This window comes from Nostoc sp. FACHB-133, from assembly GCF_014698055.1.
Classification (GTDB): domain Bacteria; phylum Cyanobacteriota; class Cyanobacteriia; order Cyanobacteriales; family Nostocaceae; genus Nostoc.
This window is the reverse complement of the sequence record NZ_JACJSH010000040.1, coordinates 47,818-71,816: the sequence shown is the minus strand read 5'-3', so window position 1 is coordinate 71,816 and position 23,999 is coordinate 47,818. Positions and strand designations below refer to the sequence as shown.

Sequence of the window (23,999 nt, the reverse complement as noted above, 5' to 3'; positions counted from 1 at the left end):
TCAGTGACATCGAATCATACCTCAAGCGATCGCTTTTTAGATCCTAAATAACTCTTGATGGAGCCAACTTATTTGTTAAGCAATATTTCGCCAGCAGTATCAAAAGTGGACAAGACCCTTAATCCTGGCTGGAAAATGTCTTGATTGCAGGTCTGAGCGATTAGCATTGCAGGTCGCTACAAGTAGAAGCAATTAATGCCAATACAAATGAGGTGACATCAACCTCTTTAGAAGCGGCGCAGGATGCATTCAAAACTTTTATTGCAGTTGTCAACCGTAATCCGAGTTATTGGTTCTCTGTGGGTACTGATTGCCAAGCAAGGCGATCTTTCCAGTGCGATGTGAAATTAACTTGAACTACTTGCTTAAAGTCCTCCAAAGCTGCTGAAAAAGCTTTCTCTTTTAGCTTGGCTGCACCTTGGTTGTGCAACTGTTTAGGGAATTGTGGATTCCATACATATTTTTGACAAGTTTGGTAGGCAATTTCTACATCACTGCCATTTTCAGGATTTTGAAAGACGGGATGATAATGTAACCTGTTGCAGCAAACTTGCAACCATTCTTGCCATCCACATTGCCACAAGCGGACTGTTCCATCAAGACTACCACTGACAATCAGTTTACCATCAGGGCTAAAAGCTGCGGAATTTACCCAATATTCATGCCCGCACCAAGGTCTACCAATGGAGTTGCCCTCAATATCCCACAAGCGCACTGTCAAATCATTGCTGGCACTGACAATCCACTGACCATCAGGGCTAAAGGCGACAGAATTAACTTCTTTTTCATGTCCGTGCCAAGGTTGACCAATGGGGTTGCCCTCAATATCCCACAAGCGGATTGTCGAATCATTGCTGGCGCTGACAATCAACTTGCCATCTGGACTAAAGGCGACAGAATTAACTTCTTTTTCATGTCCGTGCCAAGGTTGACCAATAGGATTGCCGTGAATATCCCACAAACGGATTGTTGAATCATTACTGGCACTGATAATCAACTTGCCATCTGGACTAAAGGCGATAGAATTAACTTCTTTTTCATGTCCGCGCCAAGGTTGACCAATGGGATTGCCGTGAATATCCCACAAGCGCACTGTCAAATCATTGCTGGCACTGACAATCCACTGACCATCAGAGCTAAAGGCAACAGAATTGACTTCTTTTTCATGTCCGTGCCAAGGTTGACCAATGGTGTTGCCCTCAATATCCCACAAACGGATTGTTAAATCATTGCTAGCACTAATAATCCACTTACCATCGGGGCTAAAGGCAACAGAATTGACTTCTTTTTCATGTCCGTGCCAAGGTTGACCAATGGGATTGCCCTCAATATCCCACAAGCGGATTGTCGAATCATTGCTGGCACTGATAATCCACTGACCATCAGGACTAAAGGCGACAGAATTGACCCAATTCTCATATTTGCGCTGCGATCGCCCGATGACCCGATCTTGTAGTATTTGATGTAGCTCCCACAAACGCACAGTGCGATCGCCACCACTGATAATCAGCTTGCCATCGGGGCTAAAGGCTAGGGAATTAACCTCTCCTTCATGTCCGCGCCAAGGTTGTGTGATGGGGTTGCCATTAATATTCCACAAGCGGATTGTGCGATCGCAGCTACCACTAATAATAAACTTGCCATCAGGGCTAAACGCTACAGAATTTACATGTCCTTCATGCCCGTGCCAAGGTTGACCGATGGGATTACCTTGGATGTCCCACAACCGCACTGTCGAATCACTACTACCACTGACAATAAACTTGCGATCGGGGCTAAAGGCAACGCAAATAATTTTTGCCTCATGTTTGTGCCAGGGTTGAGTAATGGTGTTACCTTGTAAATCCCACAAACACACCGTTCCGTCAAAACCAACACTGATAATAGAATCGCCATTGGGGCTAAAGGCGACGGAAATAACTCCTTCCTTATGTCCGCGCCAAGGTTGAGTAATGGCGTTACCTTGTAAATCCCACAAACATACTGTTCCATCAAAACCAACACTGACAATGCAATCGCCATTTGAGCTAAAGGCGACGGAAATAACTCCTTCCTCATGTCCCTGCCACGGTTGAGTAATGAGATTACCTTGTAGATCCCATAAACACAAAATTCCGTCAATACTGCCACTAACAATCAACTTGCCATCAGGACTAAAGGCTATACAATTAACCTCTTGCTCGTGCCCCAACAAAAATTGAGCAGTAGGATTGCCAATGATATTCCATAAGCACACCGTAGAATCGCTACTACCACTGGCAATAAACTTGCCATCAGGACTAAAGGCTACACAATTAACCTCTTGCTCGTGTCCGCGCAAGCTATTTGCCTCTGTGGGTGTGTTCATTGCTTCTTTTAAGCTTCCCAAAACAGGAGCTAGAAGCTGGTTTGGGTATTTCTCTAGATTCTCACCCATTGTTTGAATTGCCAGCACCAAACCCTCTAGCGGTTGGACAGGAAGTAAATTCAAAACCCTGGCGGATTGCTCGCGCAGTTTTGATTCAGTCAGTGCAAGGTGTAACTTTTGAATCTCCTGTTGATGGCGATCGTGCCATCCAACACTAGGATTAATAAATTGATTAGCTTGTTCTCTTAAATAACCAAACGTTTGCTCTTTTAGTTCTTGATAAGTCTTTATCTTCAGAACCCCGTTTGCAATATCTTCACTTTCCCACAATACATTCAGGGTGTATGCCAGAAGTGGTAAAGAATCATCTTGTTGGTGAAAATCATGAATAATTTGCTCAACTAGACCTTGTTCAAAGGTAACGCCATTTCTCGCAGCAGGTTCAGCGATCGCTAACTTTAATTCTCCATCGTTCATTCTAGTGAGTATACGACTATAGCGATCGTGAATCTTTGCAAGTTGGGGATACTCACTAAATTTATCCAGAAAATCAGACCGCATTGTTAAAACAATTTTGACAGAGCTTTCCTGCTGCTGGAACAGTTGAAATAGACTAGCAACAAATTTATCGCGTTCCGGCTTTTGAGTTTTTGTAAACAGTTCTTCAAATTGGTCAATAAAAATCAGAACGAACTGATAATCTTGTTTGAGGAATGTGACAATTTGAATTAGCGTATTTTCTCTTATTTCTCTAGCAATATCCGCTATTTGCGATTTTTTACCATAAGTAGAAGCGAGACACTGATAAAGAGATTTAAAAGGATTTTTATCTGGGCAAAAACTGATATTAATTAATGATTTTTTATTAGATCCTAAATAAGGAATTAAACCTGCCCGAATCAATGATGATTTGCCAGTGTCTGATGCTCCTAAAAGCAAGAGTACATTATCTTTTTTTAAGCGATCGCCCAGATTATCAATCCACTTCTCCCGACCAAAAAATTTGTCTTTATCTTTAATTTCAAAAGTTTTTAATCCTAAGTAGGGAGAGTCTGTTTTGAGTGGACGACCATGAATGTCCTCAAAATTACTGTCAGAAAAAAAGTCGTATTCAGAAATATCTTGGACATTACACCCAATATTTATATCGCCTTTAGAACTGTTAACCATCTTATCTCCTTACCTTTGGACATCTCTGGCTAAATCTTTACCTCAGTTATAGTTCCTCGGCTAATCTTTGTAAGTAACTCAACAAAATTAATTACACATTTTCTTGTGAAGCTTTCCCTGTCGCCGCTCTATAGGATCACAAGTCGAATTACCCCCCTTAATCCCCCCTTGTAAAGGGGGGAAAAAAGAAATCTAGTTCCCTCCCCTTTACAAGGGGAGGGTTAGGGTGGGGTAAAACCCGGATTTGTCAATTATTTCCAACTTGTGTGTACACGGTAGCTTATAGGATAGAAGTTTTGTAAATCCTATGCGTGAAAGATTAAGGTTTTAAATAGATTTATTCAGCAAAATTACTTAAGTAACTTTCAAAAATATGTAGTAACTTTATCCTAAAATGCCGGAAATGACAAACGGGATGGAACTTTTTGATAACCTACACCTTGCTATGTTTAGCGGCAAAGGTGGAGTCGGAAAAACGACAATCTCCTGCACCTTTGCATGTCGTTGGGCGCAGAAATTTGCCAATGAGCAAATTCTTTTAATCTCAACCGATCCGGCTCACTCTCTTGGAGATGTCTTACAAGTTAGCGTTGATGACATTCCTCGTCCCATAGCAGAACTACCAAATCTACGAGTAAGGGCGTTAGATGCAAAGCGTCTGCTACAAGAGTTTAAAGAACGTTATGGTCAGGTGTTAGAACTGTTAGTGGAGCGCGGTAGTTTTGTTGAAGGAGAAGACTTGCTTCCAGTTTGGGATTTAAATTGGCCTGGACTGGACGAGTTGATGGGCTTGTTAGAAATCCAACGCCTTTTTAACGAGCAGCAGGTAGATCGAGTAGTAGTGGATATGGCTCCTAGCGGTCATACTCTCAACTTGTTTGGATTGATGGACTTTTTAGACACTTTCCTCCACTCTCTGGAACTGTTTCAAGAAAAGCATCGGTATATTAGCAAGACCTTTGCCGGGAGTTACACACCCGATCGCGCTGATGAGTTTTTGCAAACCCTGAAAGCTGAACTTTCACAAGGTCGTCGTCTGCTTCAAGATCCTACCCATACAGCTTGTTTGTTAGTTGCGATCGCTGAACCAATGAGTTGGTTGGAGTCAAAACGATTCCTAGAAGCCTTACAAACCATGCAGGTTCCTTGCGGAGGATTGTTTGTTAACCAAGTCCTTGCCAGTGCAACTGACCCAGATCGTTACCAAGAACAACAACCGCTTATCAGCCAGTATACGGCTCTTGCTAACGGAAAGCCGATGTTTATTGTGCCACAGCAAGATGAGGAGCCTTTGGGAATTGTAGCCCTCAGCCATCTCATCAACCAAATCCATATTCCTCAGCTTGAACCGCTATCTCCTGTTCATCTACTCCCAATTCAATGGCCTGAAAAAATTCCTCCTAGCTTTGGAGATTTTCTGACCAAAGGTCGTCGCCTGTTACTAATTGGCGGTAAGGGTGGAGTAGGAAAGACCACAGTAGCAGCTGCAATTGGTTGGGCTATGGCTCAACAACATCCTGATCGCAAAATTCGTATGGTTTCCATCGATCCAGCCCACTCCTTGGGTGATGCCTTTGGTCTGAGTTTAGGACACGAACCATATCAAATAACTGCCAATCTTCGAGGTCAGGAAGTGAATGGCGATCGCATTGTCGATCAATTCAGAGCCGATTACCTATGGGAACTGGCCCAAATGATGAGTGGCGAAACCCAAACAAGCGAATCTATCGAAATGGCCTATGCTCCTCTTGCTTGGCGCAAAATTGTCGATCAAGCTTTACCAGGGATTGATGAAATACTTTCCCTGTTAACAGTAATGGAATTGCTAGAGCAACAAGAAGAAGACTTGATTATTTTAGACACTGCTCCTACAGGTCATCTTCTGCGTTTTCTAGAAATGCCAACTGCACTAGCAGACTGGCTAGGTTGGATTTTCAAACTCTGGATCAAGTATCAGAATGTCCTTGGTCGTACAGAGTTTATGGGGCGTTTACGAACTTTGCGACAGCGCGTGGTCAAAGCCCAAAAAGTGCTAAAAGACCCACAACAAGCAGAGTTCATTGGGGTTACACTTAACCAGACTAGTGTACTTGCCGAACAACAACGCTTGTTCAAATCTATGCAAGAAATAGGTGTAAGTCAGAATTACCTTGTTCTCAACCGCTTTAATTCTACAGCAACCATTAATTGCGATGACTGCGAGACAAATTTTCCAGGTTTGACAATAGTTCGCTTACCAATGCTTCCTCGATCAGTTCAGCCTTTAGAACGCATCCAAGCAGCCGCCAGCTGTTTATTTTAACGGCTAATTAGACTAAATACTTTCATACCCAAAGAGAAATTTATTATGCATCGCACTCCAAACCGCAGACAAATCCAAGCCAAACTTAGCACCATGCCTCCTCAACGTTCTCAAGCAACAGCTTACTTAAATGCTTACAAAATGATGTTAGAGAAAGAGCGTTTAGAGGAGGAACTAGAGAAACTCGAAGCACGCCGACATCAGATTCAGCAGCGTCTTGCCATTTTAAATAGTCAACCAATTCCTGAAGGAGACATGACCCATCAGCAAGCAAATACTGGCTTGGAGGACAATACACCAAAATTTAAAACCATAACATTGGAATACTAAGTACTAAGATTTCAGCTTGCCTATTCTTCGCAACTTCCTTGTCCGGTCGTAGCTCAAAAAATCAAATTTTTTGAATTAAACTTTTAAGCTGGCTTTGATCAGCCTAATATAATACAATCTCATCTTTACCGAAAAGACTGTTATTCTCACTAAAATAGAGAAGACTTGTTTTTAATCTAAATTATAGAAAAAATGTAATCTATATCTATTAACTTTGTCAATAATATTGTTATCCATATAATGCGGAAAGCATTTCTGCTATTTCTATTTGTCCTCTTTCTTTAGCAAACTCTAATGCGTCCATATTGTTCATATTATCACCTGAATATTTTATCTTGAAATCAATTTTATGCTTGATTAAAACCTCTACGATGTCTATATTGCCACTGTAAATTGCGCTAAACAAAGGATTCCTTTCTGGTTCAGATATATCTATCTCTGCCCCCTTTTCTAACAAATAGTTAACAACATCTATTCGCCTTTCTGCGGCAGCAATATTCAAGATATTTCCTTTCAAAATTCCTGCTTTTTCATTAAAATCTACTCCTTTTTCAACAAGATACTTTATAGTTTCTATACTGGCATTAAAAGAAACGGCAAAATGTAGCCAATTTCCAAATACAGTTGTTGCATTAATTTGGAATGGATCAGAAGCAAATAGGCTTTCTAACTTGCACTGATCGCTATTTTCGATAGCCTGTTTGATTTCTTGCGTTAACAAATTGGTGTCCATAATATTCTCTCCTTGCCCAAGTTACGAGCGATCGCCTTCTGTTATGTGGGAATTGTAGGGTTAACCGACATTGTGGTAGAGGCAGCTAGTATAAGCTTTTAGGTTAAAGTAAGCCTTCATTGCCACTTTACTAAAAAGATGTTTAAGTTTGCACACTAAATTCTTCAGGAGCAATACCCCAATTTACCCAACAAATAGCATCTTGTGCTGATTGAATATCTGGTAGTATGCGCAATACATGAATTCTTTAGATACTAGGACAGGTCATTTTTAACAAATAAATTTAGGTACGAAAATTCGTTGCTTAGTTATTTCTTACTTATACTCAATTGCCTAAAATTAGCCAGATCGCTTCACAAGGAATGAAGAATCGACATCTAAAAGCCAATTCTCATCAATAAATTCTAGATTTTCATCATAAACAAGAACCAATTCACCAAGTTTTTGAGCATTGCTACTTGCAGTTTTCGTATTATCAACAGTATCAGCTATGAGCAAAAACTTTAGTTGTAAAAAACGTTCTTTATGAGTAACGCCTATTGAACTGCTAACTAATTCGGCTTTTAGGGTACGAGGTAACGTAATTTTCTCATAATATTCATCTTGTTCATCCCAATAGCCACACACTTTATAATCACATTGGTCAAGATGTTCTTGAACAAGAAGATTAGAATCTAAACTTTGTAATATTTCAGTTAAATCTTGCCAAACTTGATGATTTTTTAATTTGAGCCTTGTCATAGTTATGTGGGTTTAATGTTCTGTTACAAAACCAGAGAAGTGCAATATACCATCAATGAATTTTGCATGAAATCGGCGGTCGCCACCTTTACCTAAGACTTTAGATTTCAAATCGTAGCCAGATTCTTGGGAAGCCACCAACCCAACATTACCGCGAGGAGGCACAAGCCCTTTCTCAATGGCTTTTAAATATTTCCCCTTCCGATCATATTTTAATCCCAGCTTTATTTGTTCACTGCCAAATGAAACTAGCAGACCACTGATTGAAAGGTATACACTATCAGGCTGAATATCTGCCCAATTATCGGGTAAAGCTTTCATTAAATTAATACTTAATATAGTAGAAGCATAATTTACTTAAGTATAATAGCTAACAACATTTTTAAAATTAACGTGCGCCTCCGTTGGAGACTCACGTTAGTTAAAGCAATAAATCACACAAGCTAGGAAAGAATTTCAATACTCTTGTGTTTGATCGCGTTCCTCCTGTTCTGCTTCCAGAATTGCTAATAAAAGAGCTTCTTCCTGAATTTCAAACTCTTCTTCAGGAATTTCCCCCATATCAAAAGCGAGTTGGAGTGCAAGAAGTTGCTTGCTGAGATTTTCTTTATCATCAATTTCAGTACTCGCCTGTTCTAAAATTTTTTCCCCAAGCCACGTTACCCCCATTAATGGGCCAGTAATCGGTAATAGTAAAAAGCGCAGAACCATATTGCTTTACCCTGTGTGGACTTATTAAAGGTATCCTCTCAAGACCGTAATCATGCTGATGACATAAATATTAAACATTACTAGTCTTGTGTTGATGCCAAAATGCGTTGGATTTGAGTCCAGTTAAAGCTGATTGACATCTGTATTTTATATTTGCAATGTAAAAAAAATTACTTTTGTATGACACATTACTATTTACGAGGTACTTAGAGTTTGACAACAGTATTAAATGCATCTCCCCAACGATTTGTCAATACACCTGCTGTTCAACGGGTCGCTCAACGTGCTTTGCGCTATCTACAGTCAGGTTTTTCAATACATTTGCGTGGTGCAGCCGGAGTCGGAAAAACTACTCTGGCAATGCATCTCGCTGATTTGCTCAACCAGCCGATCATTCTCTTATTTGGAGATGATGAGTTTAAAACCTCAGACTTGATTGGTAATCAATTAGGTTATACCCGTAAAAAGGTTGTTGATAACTTCATCCACAGCGTTGTCAAAGTTGAGGATGAACTCCGACAACATTGGGTTGATGCACGATTAACCCTAGCTTGTAAAGAAGGATTTACGCTGGTTTACGACGAATTCAATCGATCGCACCCGGAGGTAAATAACGTTTTACTCTCCGTACTTGAGGAGAGGTTGTTAGTATTACCAACAAACCAACATCGAGCCGAGTATATCCGGGTTCATCCTCAGTTTCGGGCAATCTTAACATCAAATCCTCAAGAGTATTGTGGAGTTCATGCAACTCAGGATGCTTTGATGGATCGTGTTATTACCATCGATATGCCTACACCTGATGAACTGAGTCAGCAGGAAATTGTAGTTCATAAAACAGGTATAGATTCTGAGAAAGCAGAAGTAATTGTCCGCATAGTACGGACGTTTTGGAGTCGATCTGGCTCTGGACAGGGTGGTGGATTGCGTTCCTGTTTGATGATTGCCAAAATCTGCCACGAACACGAAATTTCTGTAAACCCTGGAGATCCTAGCTTCCAAGATATTTGTGCCGATATCCTGCTTTCTCGCACGAATCAACCTCTCATGGAAGCAACTCGACTACTGGAAGAGGTTTTAAGTGAATTGAATCGTAGTATAAATACTCAATCTCAGTCGTCAGAGATAATACCAAACAATCAAAATCAGATTGTATTGGAACAACGAGTACCTTACGAGCATGAAGTCTACAGCTACCTGTGTAATTCTCCAGGAAGGCGTTTCTCTGAATTGGCAGTAGAGTTAGGGATCGATCGCAGTCAAATTGTCGCTGCACTCAAGTCTCTCAGGGAGCAGGGAGTATTAGTCCAAATGCAGGGCAATGCCGAGTCGCCGAGCATATCACAAACAGTTGCTTTTGATTCTGGCCATTTAATAAACAAATGAGTACTAATACTAACCGGGGAGCTATCACCACATCAACTCAAGGTTCTACCTTGGCAGATATTCTAGAACGGGTTCTGGATAAAGGCATTGTTATCGCAGGAGATATTTCTATTTCCGTAGGTTCCACAGAACTGCTCAACATTCGGATTCGTTTGTTGATTTCTTCTGTTGATAAAGCCAAAGAGATTGGAATTAACTGGTGGGAGAGCGACCCCTATCTTAATAGTCAAACTCGCACCTTATTAGCAACTAATCAACAACTTCAAGAGCGTCTTGCCAGTCTAGAAACAGAACTGCAATCGCTTAAAGTACTCAATCCTAATAATCATCAGAATGCAGGCGATTAGCAAATCAAAAGGTTCCGATTCCGGTTTAGCACCGTTGTTACTGACGGTTGTTGAACTGATACGCCAACTCATGGAAGCTCAGGTGATTCGGCGAATGGATGCTGGCACCCTCAACGACCATGAGCTAGATCGAGCTGCCGAAAGCCTGCAACAGCTTGAACAACAGGTTGTTAAACTTTGCGAGATATTTGATGTTGACCCAGCCGATCTAAATATTAACTTGGGTGAAATGGGAAATTTACTTCCCCAATCTGGAGGATACTACCCCGGTGAAACCTCTAGTCAACCCTCTATTTTAGAACTCCTCGATCGCCTACTAAATACCGGCGTTGTGGTTGAAGGTGACTTGGACTTAGGACTGGCTCAATTAAGCTTAGTTCATGCCAAGTTAAGACTAGTACTCACCTCTAAACCCCTGTAATACCAATTTTGGATTTTAGATACTTCGACTTCGCTCAGTACAAGTTTTGGATTTTGGATTAAAAGCCTTTGCTAGGAAGGTGTTCCAAAAATTTCAAACAATACTTGCTATCTTATTTTGGTGTAACTTTTTTATCTACATTCTTCTTGGTAAGACATTTTTATGAGTTATGGCTTTTACATTTATGGAATTTTGACCTTGCCTGCTCCTGAAAACTTAAATTTACAGGGCTTAGATCGGCAACCCGTACAAATTAAAATTTTGGATGATTTTGCAGTAATCTACTCGGAAGCACAGCAAGAGCGTTATTTGGCCAGCCGTCGTAACCTGCTAAGTCATGAAAAAGTCCTTGAGGAGATCATGCAAGGAGGCGATCGCTATTTACTGCCGGTGCAATTTGGACTTTTGGTTTCAAGCTGGGAAACGGTTGCACAGCAATTAATTCGTCCTCATCAAGAAGAATTGACGCAATTGCTTGCGAAGTTATCGGGTTGCCGAGAAGTTAGCGTCAAAGTTTTTTGGGATACCGAGGCAGAAATTCAGGGACTATTGGCAGAACACCCAAATCTCAAAACCGAAAGGGATAAACTAGTGGGTCAACCTCTGAGTATGGAGCGGGTAATCCAAATAGGGCAAACCATCGAACAGGGAATGAGCGATCGCAAGCAAGGCATCATAGATGTATTTCAAAGCACGCTCAACTCCATTGCGATCGAGGTGGTGGAAAATACTCCCCAAATGGACACAATGATCTACAATTCAGCCTACCTAATTCCTTGGGAAGCAGAATCACAATTTAGCGAACACGTTGAAGCACTCGATCGTCAATTTGAAAACCGTTTGCGAATTCGTTATAACAATTTCACTGCCCCGTATAACTTTGCTCGTCTTCGATTAAGTACAACGGTGTAAATATTTGTAGTTGGGATGATGCACGAGGGAAGAGGATTTTAGTCTAGTTTATCTTCTGTGCCAAATCATAGTTTTTTTTTAACGCAAAGGTACGCGGAGGTTAGCGCAAAGGTACGCAGAGATTTTCTTAAGTTAATTCGCTATGTTCAAAAATATTTAGAGGCATTTCATAGAGAATTGGTATGAACAGCAATAAAAATTGAAACTGTTGAATTTTTTAGAAATTAAATTTTTCTCTGCCTTTTATTTAAGTAAAATCAATGGACGACATATTTAAAGGATTTGAACACCTATTAGAAATTGCCAAAGCTTTAGAAGAAAAAGTGGAGAAAGGGGAGTTAAAAACTTCTATTCAAATTCGCTCTCATAATCTTAGTAGTATTCCCCGGCAAGGCAATATTCCGAGAACAAGGAGTTCCAGCCGAGTCAGATCCAATTCCACCGATGCAGCTACACCAACGGATGATGCTGATATCACCCCCCCATCAGCTCGGACGAACTCAAAAGCTGCTTGGCAAGATGTCGGCGGCTTGGCTGATGTTCTCCAAGAAATCAGAGAATTAGTCGAAATTCCACTTAAACGTCCAGATTTATTGGTGAAATTAGGGTTAGAGCCTCCGCGTGGGGTTTTGCTCGTTGGCCCGCCCGGTACGGGAAAAACTTTAACAGCCCGTGTTTTGGCAGAAGAGTTAGAGTTAAACTACATTGCCATCAATGGCCCAGAGGTGATGAGCAAGTATTACGGGGAAGCAGAAGCTCGTTTGCGAAGCATTTTTGAGAAAGCAACTCGTTCTGCTCCCTGCCTGATATTTATTGATGAAATTGACAGCCTTGCCCCAGATCGCAGCCAAGTGGAAGGTGAAGTTGAAAAAAGACTAGTGGCGCAGTTGCTTGGGTTAATGGATGGGTTTGCCAAAACCGAGGGCGTAATTGTATTAGCGGCAACAAATCGTCCCGATTATCTCGATCCGGCGCTGCGTCGTCCAGGACGCTTCGATCGCGAAGTTCATTTTCAAGTTCCTGATCGCGATGGACGATTGGAAATTCTCACGATTTTGACAAGTGCCATGCCCTTGGAGACTTCAATTAATTTAGGAGCGATCGCCGATTTGGCTGTCGGTTTTGTTGGTGCGGATATCAAAGCACTTTGTCAAAAAGCAGCCTACATTGCCCTTCGCCGTCAAGTCCCCTCGCTCAACAGTCCCATTCCTGAGAACATGACTGTCACGCAGCAAGATTTTCTCGAAGCCATTAAGGAGATAAAACCCTCAGTTCTCAGGTCTGTAGCAGTTGAAGCACCAAATGTAAGTTGGGATGACATTGGTGGTTTGGATGATGTGAAACAAAAACTTCAAGAATCTGTAGAGGGCGCACTTCTATATCCCGAACTATACGAACAAACCAAAGCCAAGCCTCCCCGTGGGATTCTGTTGTGGGGGCCGCCGGGAACGGGAAAAACATTACTTGCAAAAGCGATCGCTTCCCAGGCTAGAGCCAACTTTATTGCTGTGAATGGCCCGGAATTACTCAGTCGATGGGTAGGTGCAGCAGAACAGGCAGTCAGAGAACTCTTTCGCAAAGCTCGGCAAGCAGCTCCTTGCGTTGTGTTTATAGATGAAATTGACACCCTGGCACCAGCACGGGGACGATTCACTGGTGATTCTGGAGTTAGCGATCGCGTTGTCGGTCAACTGCTCACTGAACTGGATGGGTTGCATGAATGCCCTAAAGTACTGTTAGTAGGAGCAACCAATCGTCCAGAAGCGCTCGATCCTGCCTTGCTCAGAGCCGGAAGATTGGACTTACAAATAAAAATCGATCTACCAGATCGAGCAAGCCGATTAGCGATTTTACGAGTTCACAATCTAGATCGTCCCTTGATTGATGTTGATTTAGAAACCTGGGCGACACTTACCGAAGGTTGGAATGGGGCAGATTTGGCTTTATTGAGCAATCAAGCCGCTTTAAGCGCGATTCGTCGATACCGCGCCCAAGGATTGACTGACTCCAGTTTGATTCAGATTACAAATGATGATTTCCAAGTTACATACCAAATGCTTGCTAATCAGCATCAATCTGAATAGAGGGCAGGAGGCAGGAGTCTTCCGGCCTCATCCCAGCTACAAATATTTACGCCGTTTTACTTATGTCAATATACGTTTATGCTCTTCTAGTCCCGATCGCATCACCGCTTGTTCTACCTTTAGGGATGGAAAGGAATATTGAACTAGTTTACTCTTCTGGTTTAGGCGCGATCGTAGAACCGGAAATCTCACTGGAGGCAATACAGGCAAAGGATGAGCGTTTACTTCAAGCTGTATTAAACCACGATCGCGTGATTCGAGAACTTTTTCAACAAACTCCCCTTCTTCCTCTACGCTTTGGGAGGGGTTTTACCTCGCAAGAAAAACTGCTGAATCATTTAGAACAGCACCAAGAGCAATATCTAGAAACCCTAACTCAGCTAGCAGACAAAGTTGAGTACACTTTAAAATTGACACCCTGTGATTTACTTGACGATTCTGACAATATTGATGCCAAGGGAAAAGCCTATTTATTAGCTAAAAAACAACGCTACCAAACACAGCAAGCATTTCAAGCACAACAATGCGAACAGTGGGAACTCTTGAACCAGTTAATTCTCAAAACATATACAAATGTTATCTGTGAAACTCGACAGTCAGATGTGCGGCAAATCCACTTTTTAACACAACGCAACGATTCAACGGTCAGTACGCAGCAGTTTTCCCTTTGGCAGGTACAATGCTCGCACTGGCAATTAGCACTCAGCGAACCTCTGCCACCCTATCATTTTCTCAAAAACACTCTCATATAAATTCATAAAAAATAATATTTATAACCTTCCCAGAAAAAATCAAGATTAGATGATTTTTTCTTGAATTTTTGTCTAAAAAAATATTGTTAACTTTTTAATATTTTTTTATTTTCTTATATTTATCTTATATTTTTGGGAACACTAAACTCAGGAAGAATAAAACACATTGTGTAAGTTTTACCTACTGCTCAATCAGAGCAGGATGAAATCAATAATTAGAGTTGTGAGAGTAAAAGAAAATGGCTGTTGAAAAAGTTAACTCATCTTCAAGTCTGGCTGAAGTTATTGACCGCATTTTGGACAAAGGAATTGTAGTTGATGCTTGGGTACGTGTTTCTTTAGTTGGTATTGAACTGCTATCAATAGAAGCTCGGATTGTGATTGCTTCAGTTGAAACTTACTTAAGATATGCCGAGGCAGTTGGTTTAACATCTCAGGCTGCTGTTCCATCTGCTGCTTAACACCACATTAGAAAAAGCGAGTCTTTATGGCTTCTAAGCTGATGCGCGTCTAAAGTATATAAACACTCTTGATGGTCGTTGACAGATGACTATTGACTGTTAACAATCATCTGTCATCAGTCATCAGGTAAATGTGCATACATGCGTAACAGCTTATCTAATATTTCTAGTTAACAAAATAGGAGATTTCAGCTGATGGCTCTCAAGAATTTATGGGAACAAGAGCGATCGCAGCGATTGCAAATAACTGCTGAACGCCGTCAACAAGTTAACCAGTGGAAACAGCTAACTCAACAAGAATTGCAGATGCAAGCAGATATGCTTCATCAAGAATTGAGCAGTTTTGTTACCAGCCTTGACAACAACAGAAAGTTACAACAGCAGCAATTTCAGCAAGAGATTCTAGAGCGCCAATTGGAAATATTGCAAATAAAAACAGATGTCTGGCAACGCCAACAAGAATACCGCCAACAGCGGTCAGCAAAGGCTCAGGCATTATTCCAAAACTTGCAAAATTTCCGGGCAATCTTACATAACAGTGTTTGGGACGATTACAGCCCCGAACAACCAGCTTCCCCGACTCCTGCTAAAGAAGAGAAATCAGTTGTAACAGTTCCAAAATGGTCAATCTCCCGTTCTGCAATTAAAGCCACTGGTTTTCGTCCTTCCGCCAATATGATCGCTAAGAAAGTGCCTGCCTTGAATGCGGATACTGCTAAATCTAAAGTGCAGCAATACATTCAGCAAGCTGAAGGAGCTACTCTGATAGAAATTGAAGAGGTGATAGGCTTAAGCCGGGTGCAAACGATAGATATTCTGCGCTCCTTGATCAAGCAAGGGGTGCTAGAACAACGCGATCGCCAATACTTTATTCGGCAACAAGCAATTTCTTGACAAACTTAATTCAAGCTCATTTTTTGTATTTGCAGACTAGCAGAATGCGATCGCTTGTGTCTGTTGCCTTAAGCAGCAGAGTACAAAATTGATAAGCATTAAAGCTGGTCTATGTTTTGTAGTATTCAACATTTCCATCTTTTTCCGGTCTGTATTGCAACTACATCTATACAAGCAATTTGCTCAGTAGATGTAACATGGCAACAAGTTAACCTATTAATAATTAGTTAACCTATTAATAATTAGAAAAAGAGCTTAAATCTTTGTTCAAGTTTCCGGCTTTGAACTTTAAAAATATCCAGATTGGAAAGGGATATAACAAGCTGGTATAGCTCAATCAAGGTTTTGAACTGTGCTATTGGCGATCGCACGATAAAGTTAGTAAGCTGGATTGTTTGAGCAATTCTAATGTAAATGCAAAACTCAAGATATATAAGGAGGTGCGATCCATTGTGAATCAATTGATCGAGCAACTTCAAACTAAATTATTTACAGGCAGGCTAAATCTTGAAGCAAGAGATGGGCCGACTTGGACGCTATATTTTCGTTTAGGACGATTAATTTGGCAGGCTGGCGGTTCTAATGCCGATGAGCGATGGCGACGACACTTGTTGCGGTACTGTTCTAATGTGGATGTGACACAGTTGGAGCAGCTTGTCTCTCCCCAGGAAAATTATCGCGAGTATTCCATTCTTGCTAAGTTGCGAGAACAAAAATTAATCGAACAACAACAACTTGTTAGCCTGATTGCAAGCTCAATAGCTGAAGTCCTGTTTGATATAATGCAGTACATTGAAGCCAAAAGAAATGGCAACAATCCAGCAGGGCAGTTGTCACATACTACCGTTGTTGGTGAAGTTCCTGGGGTTCTTTTAGCTGTAATACCAACTGAGGAAGTTTTGAAACGGGCTACACAAGCCTGGCAAGAATGGCGAGATGCAGGACTGGCAAGCTACTCGCCCAATTTATTTCCGATCATTCAACAAATTGAGCTACTCCAAGGACAAGCATCCTCTAAACAGATTATTGCTCTAGTTGATGGAACAAAAACTTTACGAGGTCTAGGGCAAAAAAGCGGTCGGGATGTCTTAGCTTTGACTCGGTTATTGATGACATTGGTAAAAACAGGGGCGATCGCTTTTTCACCCACCCCAAAACTCAGGCAGCTTGGGATTAATAAAGAAACTGGCAACCCATCCAGTGCAGTTAATAATTCCAATTCTTCACTAAAGATATCGGGAGAAGAGGACACTGTTATACAAGTTGCACCCAATTTCAACAAAGTTGCTCCCCCTGCGACTAGTAAAGAAATTGTCAGTCCGTCCAGTGCAGTTAATAATTTCAATTCTTCACTGAAGAAAGAAGAGAACACTGTTATACAAGTTGCCCCCCCATCGGCTAGTAAAGCAATTATTGATGTCTCAAGACCTTTAGTAGCCTGTGTGGATGATAGTCCGATGATCTGTCGCAATCTGGAGGAAATTCTCACCCATCAAGGTTATCGCTTTGTTGGCATTCAAGATTCCTTGACGGCAGTTTTAAATCTAATTAAAAACAAGCCAGACTTCATTTTTTTGGATCTTTTGATGCCAAAAGTAAATGGCTATGAAATTTGTTCTCAAATCCGTAAAACTCCAAGTCTCAAAAATGTGCCGGTTGTCATCTTAACGGGGAAAGATGGAATAGTAGATCGGATGCGAGCAAAATTAGTAGGGGCAACTGACTTTTTGGGTAAACCCGTAGAATCAGAGAAAGTACTGAATATGCTTCACAAGTATTTAACAGTTTAGATTGAAGCGGTAGTCATGTCAGTGGCTCCCTTACATCCATTTTCAAAACAGATTTTGCATTGGAAATTGCTTTCTACATCTGGTTTGGTGTTAATTTATTTGTCGCCATTATTTTTCAAATTCTGAATTAAATAGTTAGGAAAAAAATGAAAAAAGTTCTTTTAGTTGAAGATAGCCTTACAGAATCCGAAAAGATGACACGTTACCTAGAGCAAGGAGGATATTCAGTTTATGAAGTTCGCAGTGGTGAAGAGGCTCAACTCAGGTTAAAACAACAAAAACCTGACTTGATTCTACTAGATTTGATTTTGCCAGGCCAAAGTGGATTTGAGTTCTGCCGCAAGTTGAAAGCCGATCCGACAACAAAAGGAATCCCGGTAGTGATTTGCTCAACTAAAAACACAGATGTTGATAGAACTTGGGGCAATATGAGTGGTGCCGATGGTTATTTAGTCAAACCTGTAGATGAAAATACCTTGCTCCAGACTGTTAATAAATTTATTCGCTAAAGGGAACTAGGGCAATGCTACAGGGCAATGATAGCTTTAGAGAGCTACCCATGAATAGCCAATTTAGACTTGAAAACTCTTCTCAAGGAAACAACCAGAGGTTTTTAAGATTTCCATTGAATGGAAAGGTAAATGGGTTACTCCCATTAGCTGATTTGCGGGGAGTAATTCAAGTTGCACTGACCGAGATTTTACCAGTACCGCAGGTAGCAGAATTCTTGTTAGGCATCATGAATTGGCGGGGAGAAGCGATCTGGATTCTTGATTTAGCAGGTTTGTTGGGAGCAACACACTGGTGTCGGCGGGAAAGTGTGCGTAACTCTGGCATGGCGATGCTTGTTCAAGTCCAGAATCAAACCGTCGGGCTGTTGGTGGAGCAAGTCAATACTATTGAAGTTCATGATCCCCAAGAGCGGTTAGCAATTTCGACATCGATGTTACCTAGCCGACTAGGCTCATTCTTACAGGGTTACTTTGTGGATTCTCAAGGTAGCCCTTTGATGTTACTTGACACCCAAGTTGTGATTCAAGCCCTTCAGCCTCTTTAACACTAGACCTCTTGCAAAAATAGTTTTGCACTCTTGGGGGAAAGGGTTTTTTTTATCAAGAAGGGGAAGGGGAAAAGGTAAAAACCTCGCCCTCGTGTGCGAAATAATCCTTGTATTATTGGGAGGTAAAAACCTCGCCCCGCACTTCATGCCGCTACGCTAACGTGAGCGACTTGTTCATTCCTTTTCCCTTTAACCTTTAACCCTATTTCTTATCCCTTTACCCTTTCCCCCTTACCCTTTTCCCGACTTCTGCAAGAAGTTTACTTCTTAACTCCGACAACCTTCATAGCAAGAAAGATCATGGTAGCGCAACACAATCTTACACCCAGCCAACCTCGCTCAAATTCCAGCAACGGTTATAAAGAAACCGATAACGGGCATACCGTTGATGTACCAGCAAAACAGCAAATCACCTCCGCTCTAGAAGAATTGCGAACAGAACTGGATCAAGCTGATTGGGTGGAAACAGGGCCATTGCGAGAGAGAATCCGCAAGTTAAAAGAACTGCTAAGTGTGTTGCCATATCAAGATGGAGGAGATGGATTAGAGGTAGAGCAAGTACAGGCGATCGCCAGCAAAATCCGCCAATTTTCCGATCTAGATACCTTGCTGGCTACTGCTGTCATGGAGATACAAAGCGCACTGCAAGCCGATCGCGTGGTGCTGTATGAGTTTACGAATCCAACACAGGGGATAGTTGTTGCGGAGGCGATGAGGGATGGCTTTACGCCAATGCTGAAGGAAAAACTGCCCGCCGTCACTTTTGGGTTGGGTTCTGCCAAGGTTTATCAACAAGAAAAATTAGTTGCGATCGCGGATACCTACACTGCAAGCTTGTCTCCTTACCAAAAGCAGTTAATGGAGCGGTTTCAGGTAAGAGCTTGTTTGAGTTTGCCGATCTTAGCAAAAGATGGGGTTTGGGGTTTGTTGGTAGTGCAGCAATGCACTGCTGCTCGCCAGTGGCAGAATGCTGAAATTCAGTTACTAAAATTAATTGAGCAGGAATTAGAAGCGCAACTGCAAGTTGCCGTGATTCAGGCTACGTTGCAACAAGAAGTGGAAAAAGACCAAATCCTGGCCGGTGTAGCAAATAAAATTCTCCAGTCCAAAGATTTGGATACCATCTTTCGTGTTGCCACCCAAGAAGTAAGACAGTCACTAAAATGCGATCGCGTCGCAATCTATCGTTTCCAGCCAGATTGGAGTGGGGAATTTGTCGCTGAATCTGCTGGATCTGAGTGGGTTTCTCTATTAGAAGAACAGCGAAACAATCCAGCAATTGTCAATAACGTTAACTATTGTAGTGTTAGGAACCTTGCAGACGAAGGGGGATTGGTTGGGACAACAGGGCGATCGCACAGTGCAGATAGCTACATTCAGCACACCCAAGGCAAAAATTTCCATCGCGGACAGGTCTATCGAGTCACCAATGATATCTACAGTGCTGGTTTTTCTGATTGCTATATCAAAATTTTAGAAACCTATCAAGCCAAAGCATACATTATTGTTGCCATCTTCCAGGGAGAAAAGTTGTGGGGCTTGCTGGCTGCCTATCAAAATTCTCAGCCTCGTCAGTGGAAAGATAGTGAAATTCGCCTAATGGTGCAGGTTGCATCTCTATCTAGTATTGCTATTCAACAGGTGCAATATCAGCAACAACTTTATAATCGCTCTGAGGAGTCAGCCAAACTTGTTGAACGAGAACGTACTGTTTTCGGCATCATTGAAAAGATTGGGCAAGCAACGGAGCTTCGCAACCTTTTCCGCACTACAACCCAAGAATTGCGGCGATTTTTAAAATGCGATCGCGTTGTCATTTATCAATTTTATCCAGACTGGAGTGGAGAAGTTATTGCTGAATCTGTGGCTGCTGGTTGGTCGTCACTGTTGGAGATGCAGGAACAAGACGGCATTTTAAAAACAGGTCTAATGTCTTCAGAGCGTTGCAATGTTAAGGATTATGGCTCCCCTGTTAAACCTGATGCCGATACCTATCTGAAAGAAACCCAGGGTGGAATTTACGCCAAAGGAACGCGCTTCCGTAAAGTCAACGATATTTCTGCTGCTGGTTTTTCACCTTGTTATTTAGAAACATTAGAGAAGTTCCAAGCCAAAGCATACATTAATGTTCCCATCTTCCGCGCTGGTAATCTTTGGGGTTTGTTAGCAGCCTATCAAAATTCTGATGTTCGGAAATGGACTGAGGAAGAGATCGGTGCTTTGTTGCAGATCGGGGAACCGTTGAGCATTGCCCTCCAGCAAGCTGAATATATCGAACAGCTACGGTTAAAAAATCTAGAAATGACACAAGTAGCTGAAGTAGAAAACGCGATCGCGCGCATGGCGGATAGAATGCGTAATTCCCAACAGCCAGAAACGATTTACCGCACTACCTTGGCAGAATTGCGGCAGTTGTTAAAATGCGATCGCCTAGCAATATATCGCTTCAACTCTGACTGGAGTGGTGAATTTATGGCTGAATCTGTAGGAAGTGACTGGGTGCCTCTGGTTGGCCCCGATATCAAGACCGTATACGAAGACGAACACCTACAGCAAACCCAAGGCGGGCGCTATCGCAACAATGAAACTTTTGCCGTTAATGACATCTATACTGTTGGTCATGCCCAGTGCCACATCGACCTGTTAGAGCAGTTCCAGGCTAAAGCCTACACCATCGCTCCGATTTTTGCTGGAAACAAACTTTGGGGTTTGTTAGGAGCTTACCAAAATAGCGGCCCGCGCCAGTGGAATTCCGAAGAGGTGCGATTGCTGACCAAATTGGGCATTCAGTTGGGGTTAAGCGTGCAGCAAGCCGAGTATATCGGAGAACTGAAAACGAAAAATGCAGAGTTGGCGCGGGCAGCAGAAGAGGAACAAGTGCTGACAGGGATGGTGGAAAAAATTCGCCAAGCTCAAGAGGCAGATACAATTTTTCTGAATGTGCTGCCAAGTTTACGCAAACAACTACAGTGTGATCGCCTAGCAGTATTTCACTTTCATCCCGACTGGAGTGTGGAGTTTGTTGCTGAATCTGTAAAAGATCAATGGCTTTCTTTAGCTGGTTCCGACATCAAAACGATTTGGATGGACGATCACTTACAAGAAACTCAGGGCGGACGCTATCGCAATCATGAAACCTTTGTTGTCAATGATATCTACACTGTCGGTCACGTTCAGTGCTACCTAGAGATATTAGAAAAAATCCAGGCCAAAGCTTACGCGATCGCTCCGATCTTTATTGGAAACAAACTCTGGGGCTTTTTAGGAGCATACCAAAATACTGGCCCTCGTGAGTGGAAATCTAAGGATGTGCAACTGTTGCGAAAAGTAGCTGTGCAAATGGGTATAGGCTTGCAACAGGTTAGGTATATCGAACAGCTCAAGAAGAAGAATGCAGAGTTAGCCAGAGCCGCAGAAGGGCAACGAGCATTGACACGGCTGTCAGAAAAAATTCGCCAAGTTCAAGAGCTAGATACGATTTTCCGCAATGCCCTACCAGAATTGCGATCGCATTTGGAATGCGATCGTCTAGCCGTGTATCGCTTCAATCCAGATTGGGGCGGGGAGTTTATTGCCGAATCCGTAAGTCGTGAATGGGTGGCTTTGGTTGGTCCCGATATCAGGACTGTATGGGAAGACGAACACCTACAACAAACCCAAGGTGGACGCTATCGCAACAACGAGACGTTTGTGATTAATGACGTTTACACTGCTGGTCATGCCCAGTGCCACTTGAAAATTCTAGAGCAATTCCAGATTAGAGCCTATATCATCACCCCGATTATTGCCGGAAACAAGCTCTGGGGTTTGTTAGGAGCATATCAGAATAGCGGGCCGCGGCAATGGCAAGATAATGAAATTAACTTGGTAACGAAAATCGGCACGCAGTTTGGGGTTGCTGTCCAGCAATCGCAATACTTACAACAAACCTTAACCAAGAATGAGGAACTGATCAAACTGGCAGAACGGGAAGTAGCAAACGCCCGATTTTCTTATCGCTTGCCAAGTCGGTTAACAGAGATGGCCCAAAGTCATAGTAATGTTCTGGAATTTGTCCAGTTTGCCACCCACGAACTTCGTCAACTGCTGAAAGTAGATCGAGTTGGAGTTTACCGTTTTGAGCCTGATTGGTCTGGAGAATTTGTAGTTGAGTCTGTGACTGGGGATTGGCCTAAACTTGTGGGAACCAGCCTGGCCAGAGTTAGAGATACCTATCTCCAGTACAACCAAGGAGGGCGTTATGCCCGCAAAGAAAGTTTGCGGGTTGACAATATATATACAGTCGGTCATGACGAATGTCACATCCAATTGTTAGAACTGTGGGGAACTAAAGCCTACATGATTTCTCCGATTTTTCAAGAAAATCGGCTCTGGGGGTTGATGGGAGTTTATCAAAATAGCGCACCGCGCCAGTGGGAGCAATCCGAGGAGGATGTTCTCAACCAAGCCAGCGTCCAGATTGGCCTTGCCCTCAATCTTGCAGATTACCTAACACAGGTGCGTATTCAAGAGCAGCAACTAGCAGAAGCCGCAGAGCGCGAACGCACCGCCCGCGAAAAACTCCAACAAGGAGCAATACGCGTTCTCATGGCTTTGGAACCATCCTTCAGAGGCGATCTTACCGTTCGAGCGCCCCTATCTGAAGATGAAATTGGGACGATCGCCGATGGTTACAACACTACGATCCAAAGTTTGCGAGATTTAGTGCGACAAGTGCAGATTGCTGCTGGCAAGGTGAGTGAAAATTCCAGCAATAACACTACCTCAGTAGTAAAACTATCTGACCAAGCTCAACAGCAGGCAGAACGGCTCGAACACGCTCTGGAACAATTACAAATGATGGTAACTTCCACCCAGATAGTCGCTGCTGATGCCCAAAAAGTCGGACAGGCGGTTCAAAGAGCTAATAACACCGTCCAAGCTGGCGATTCCCTGATGGAAAGAACTGTAGATGGCATTTTGGAGATTCGGGAAACCGTGTCGGAAACAGCGAAGAAGATTAAACGCCTCGGTGAAGCTTCTCAGAAAATCTCGAAAGTAGTGAGTTTGATTGAAAACTTTGCCACTCAAACCAATTTGCTGGCACTCAATGCTGCGATCGAGGCTACCCGCGCCGGAGAGTATGGCAAAGGCTTTGCGGTGGTTGCCGATGAAGTTCGTTCCCTGGCTTATCAGTCTGCTAGTGCCACCACAGAAATTGAGCGACTCGTGCAAGAAATTCAAACTGGCACCAACGAAGTTACCGAAGCAATGGAAGTGGGGATTACCCAAGTTGTCCAAGGCTCGAACTTGATCGATGAGACTCGTCATTCCCTAAGTGCGATCGTGGTAGCTACCAACGAAATTGGTGGACTGGTACAAGGAATTACCCAAGCAGTTTCCCATCAAAGTCAGCAATCTCAGATGTTGACAGAGGCAATGATGGATGTTTCGGCGATCGCCCGTAAGACTTCAGAAAGTGCCATCCACATTTCCGAGTCTTTTGAGGAACTACGGATGACTTCACAACAACTGGAAACCAGCGTTAGCCAGTTCAAAGTTGACTAATCTCGCAAAAC

General features: G+C 42.4%; 19 protein-coding genes. 14 read left to right on the top strand and 5 right to left on the bottom strand.

Annotated elements, in window-relative coordinates; translation table 11 throughout:
* Positions 1 to 286: 286 nt before the first annotated feature.
* Positions 287 to 3,517, bottom strand: a complete 3,231-nt coding sequence (locus H6G86_RS26260) for a WD40 repeat domain-containing protein (RefSeq protein ID WP_190936777.1) — start codon at positions 3,515 to 3,517, stop codon at positions 287 to 289.
* A gap of 394 nt (positions 3,518 to 3,911) precedes the next feature.
* Between H6G86_RS26260 and H6G86_RS26255 the strand changes: the two genes are divergently transcribed.
* The gene (locus H6G86_RS26255) at positions 3,912 to 5,819 is read left to right on the top strand and encodes an ArsA family ATPase (RefSeq protein WP_242064983.1); all 1,908 of its coding nucleotides are present in this window, start codon (positions 3,912 to 3,914) and stop codon (positions 5,817 to 5,819) included.
* A gap of 45 nt (positions 5,820 to 5,864) precedes the next feature.
* The gene (locus H6G86_RS26250) at positions 5,865 to 6,149 is read left to right on the top strand and encodes a hypothetical protein (protein ID WP_190936776.1); all 285 of its coding nucleotides are present in this window, start codon (positions 5,865 to 5,867) and stop codon (positions 6,147 to 6,149) included.
* A 229-nt stretch (positions 6,150 to 6,378) separates the two neighbouring features.
* On the opposite strand, the gene H6G86_RS26245 is transcribed toward H6G86_RS26250, so the two are convergent.
* The 4 genes from H6G86_RS26245 to H6G86_RS26230 form a co-directional block, all read right to left on the bottom strand.
* On the bottom strand, positions 6,379 to 6,882 hold the full coding sequence (locus tag H6G86_RS26245) for an ankyrin repeat domain-containing protein (RefSeq protein ID WP_190936775.1): 504 nt from the start codon (positions 6,880 to 6,882) through the stop codon (positions 6,379 to 6,381).
* 339 nt (positions 6,883 to 7,221) lie between these two features.
* Entirely contained in the window at positions 7,222 to 7,623 is a 402-nt protein-coding gene (locus H6G86_RS26240) for a hypothetical protein (RefSeq protein WP_190936774.1), read from the bottom strand.
* 12 nt (positions 7,624 to 7,635) lie between these two features.
* A complete protein-coding gene (locus H6G86_RS26235; RefSeq protein ID WP_190936773.1) occupies positions 7,636 to 7,944 on the bottom strand; it encodes a hypothetical protein in 309 nt (102 codons plus the stop codon).
* Between the two features lie 135 nt (positions 7,945 to 8,079).
* A complete protein-coding gene (locus tag H6G86_RS26230) occupies positions 8,080 to 8,334 on the bottom strand; it encodes a gas vesicle protein GvpG (RefSeq protein ID WP_012408757.1) in 255 nt (84 codons plus the stop codon).
* A gap of 213 nt (positions 8,335 to 8,547) precedes the next feature.
* Between H6G86_RS26230 and gvpN the strand changes: the two genes are divergently transcribed.
* The 12 genes from gvpN to H6G86_RS26170 all read left to right on the top strand — a co-directional run bounded on the left by gvpN (position 8,548) and on the right by H6G86_RS26170 (position 23,988).
* Positions 8,548 to 9,720 carry a gas vesicle protein GvpN gene (gene gvpN, locus H6G86_RS26225; RefSeq protein ID WP_190936772.1) on the top strand — a complete coding sequence of 391 codons (1,173 nt, stop codon included), beginning with the start codon at positions 8,548 to 8,550 and terminating at the stop codon, positions 9,718 to 9,720.
* On the top strand, positions 9,717 to 10,067 hold the full coding sequence (gene gvpJ, locus H6G86_RS26220) for a gas vesicle protein (protein ID WP_094345752.1): 351 nt from the start codon (positions 9,717 to 9,719) through the stop codon (positions 10,065 to 10,067). The genes gvpN and gvpJ (H6G86_RS26220) overlap by 4 nt, the downstream gene beginning before the upstream one ends.
* A complete protein-coding gene (gene gvpJ / locus H6G86_RS26215) occupies positions 10,054 to 10,488 on the top strand; it encodes a gas vesicle protein K (RefSeq protein ID WP_190936771.1) in 435 nt (144 codons plus the stop codon). Before gvpJ (H6G86_RS26220) ends, gvpJ (H6G86_RS26215) begins: the two co-directional genes overlap by 14 nt.
* Positions 10,489 to 10,650: 162 nt before the next feature.
* Complete coding sequence (gvpF, locus tag H6G86_RS26210; RefSeq protein ID WP_190936770.1) at positions 10,651 to 11,400, top strand: gas vesicle protein GvpF; 750 nt, start codon at positions 10,651 to 10,653, stop codon at positions 11,398 to 11,400.
* Between the two features lie 260 nt (positions 11,401 to 11,660).
* A complete protein-coding gene (locus H6G86_RS26205; protein ID WP_190936769.1) occupies positions 11,661 to 13,484 on the top strand; it encodes an AAA family ATPase in 1,824 nt (607 codons plus the stop codon).
* A gap of 62 nt (positions 13,485 to 13,546) precedes the next feature.
* A complete protein-coding gene (locus H6G86_RS26200; RefSeq protein WP_190936768.1) occupies positions 13,547 to 14,236 on the top strand; it encodes a GvpL/GvpF family gas vesicle protein in 690 nt (229 codons plus the stop codon).
* Between the two features lie 239 nt (positions 14,237 to 14,475).
* Positions 14,476 to 14,697 (top strand): gas vesicle structural protein GvpA, encoded by a 222-nt coding sequence (gene gvpJ, locus H6G86_RS26195; RefSeq protein ID WP_163931998.1) that lies wholly within the window; start codon positions 14,476 to 14,478, stop codon positions 14,695 to 14,697.
* 195 nt (positions 14,698 to 14,892) lie between these two features.
* A complete protein-coding gene (locus H6G86_RS26190; protein WP_190936767.1) occupies positions 14,893 to 15,591 on the top strand; it encodes a gas vesicle protein GvpC in 699 nt (232 codons plus the stop codon).
* A gap of 452 nt (positions 15,592 to 16,043) precedes the next feature.
* Positions 16,044 to 17,381: a response regulator gene (locus H6G86_RS26185; RefSeq protein WP_190936766.1), complete on the top strand. Its 1,338-nt coding sequence runs from the start codon at positions 16,044 to 16,046 to the stop codon at positions 17,379 to 17,381.
* Between the two features lie 146 nt (positions 17,382 to 17,527).
* Complete coding sequence (locus tag H6G86_RS26180) at positions 17,528 to 17,890, top strand: response regulator transcription factor (RefSeq protein WP_069071669.1); 363 nt, start codon at positions 17,528 to 17,530, stop codon at positions 17,888 to 17,890.
* Positions 17,891 to 17,940: 50 nt separating this feature from the next.
* Entirely contained in the window at positions 17,941 to 18,438 is a 498-nt protein-coding gene (locus tag H6G86_RS26175) for a chemotaxis protein CheW (protein ID WP_242064981.1), read from the top strand.
* A gap of 303 nt (positions 18,439 to 18,741) precedes the next feature.
* Complete coding sequence (locus tag H6G86_RS26170) at positions 18,742 to 23,988, top strand: GAF domain-containing protein (protein ID WP_190936764.1); 5,247 nt, start codon at positions 18,742 to 18,744, stop codon at positions 23,986 to 23,988.
* Positions 23,989 to 23,999 lie beyond the last annotated feature (11 nt).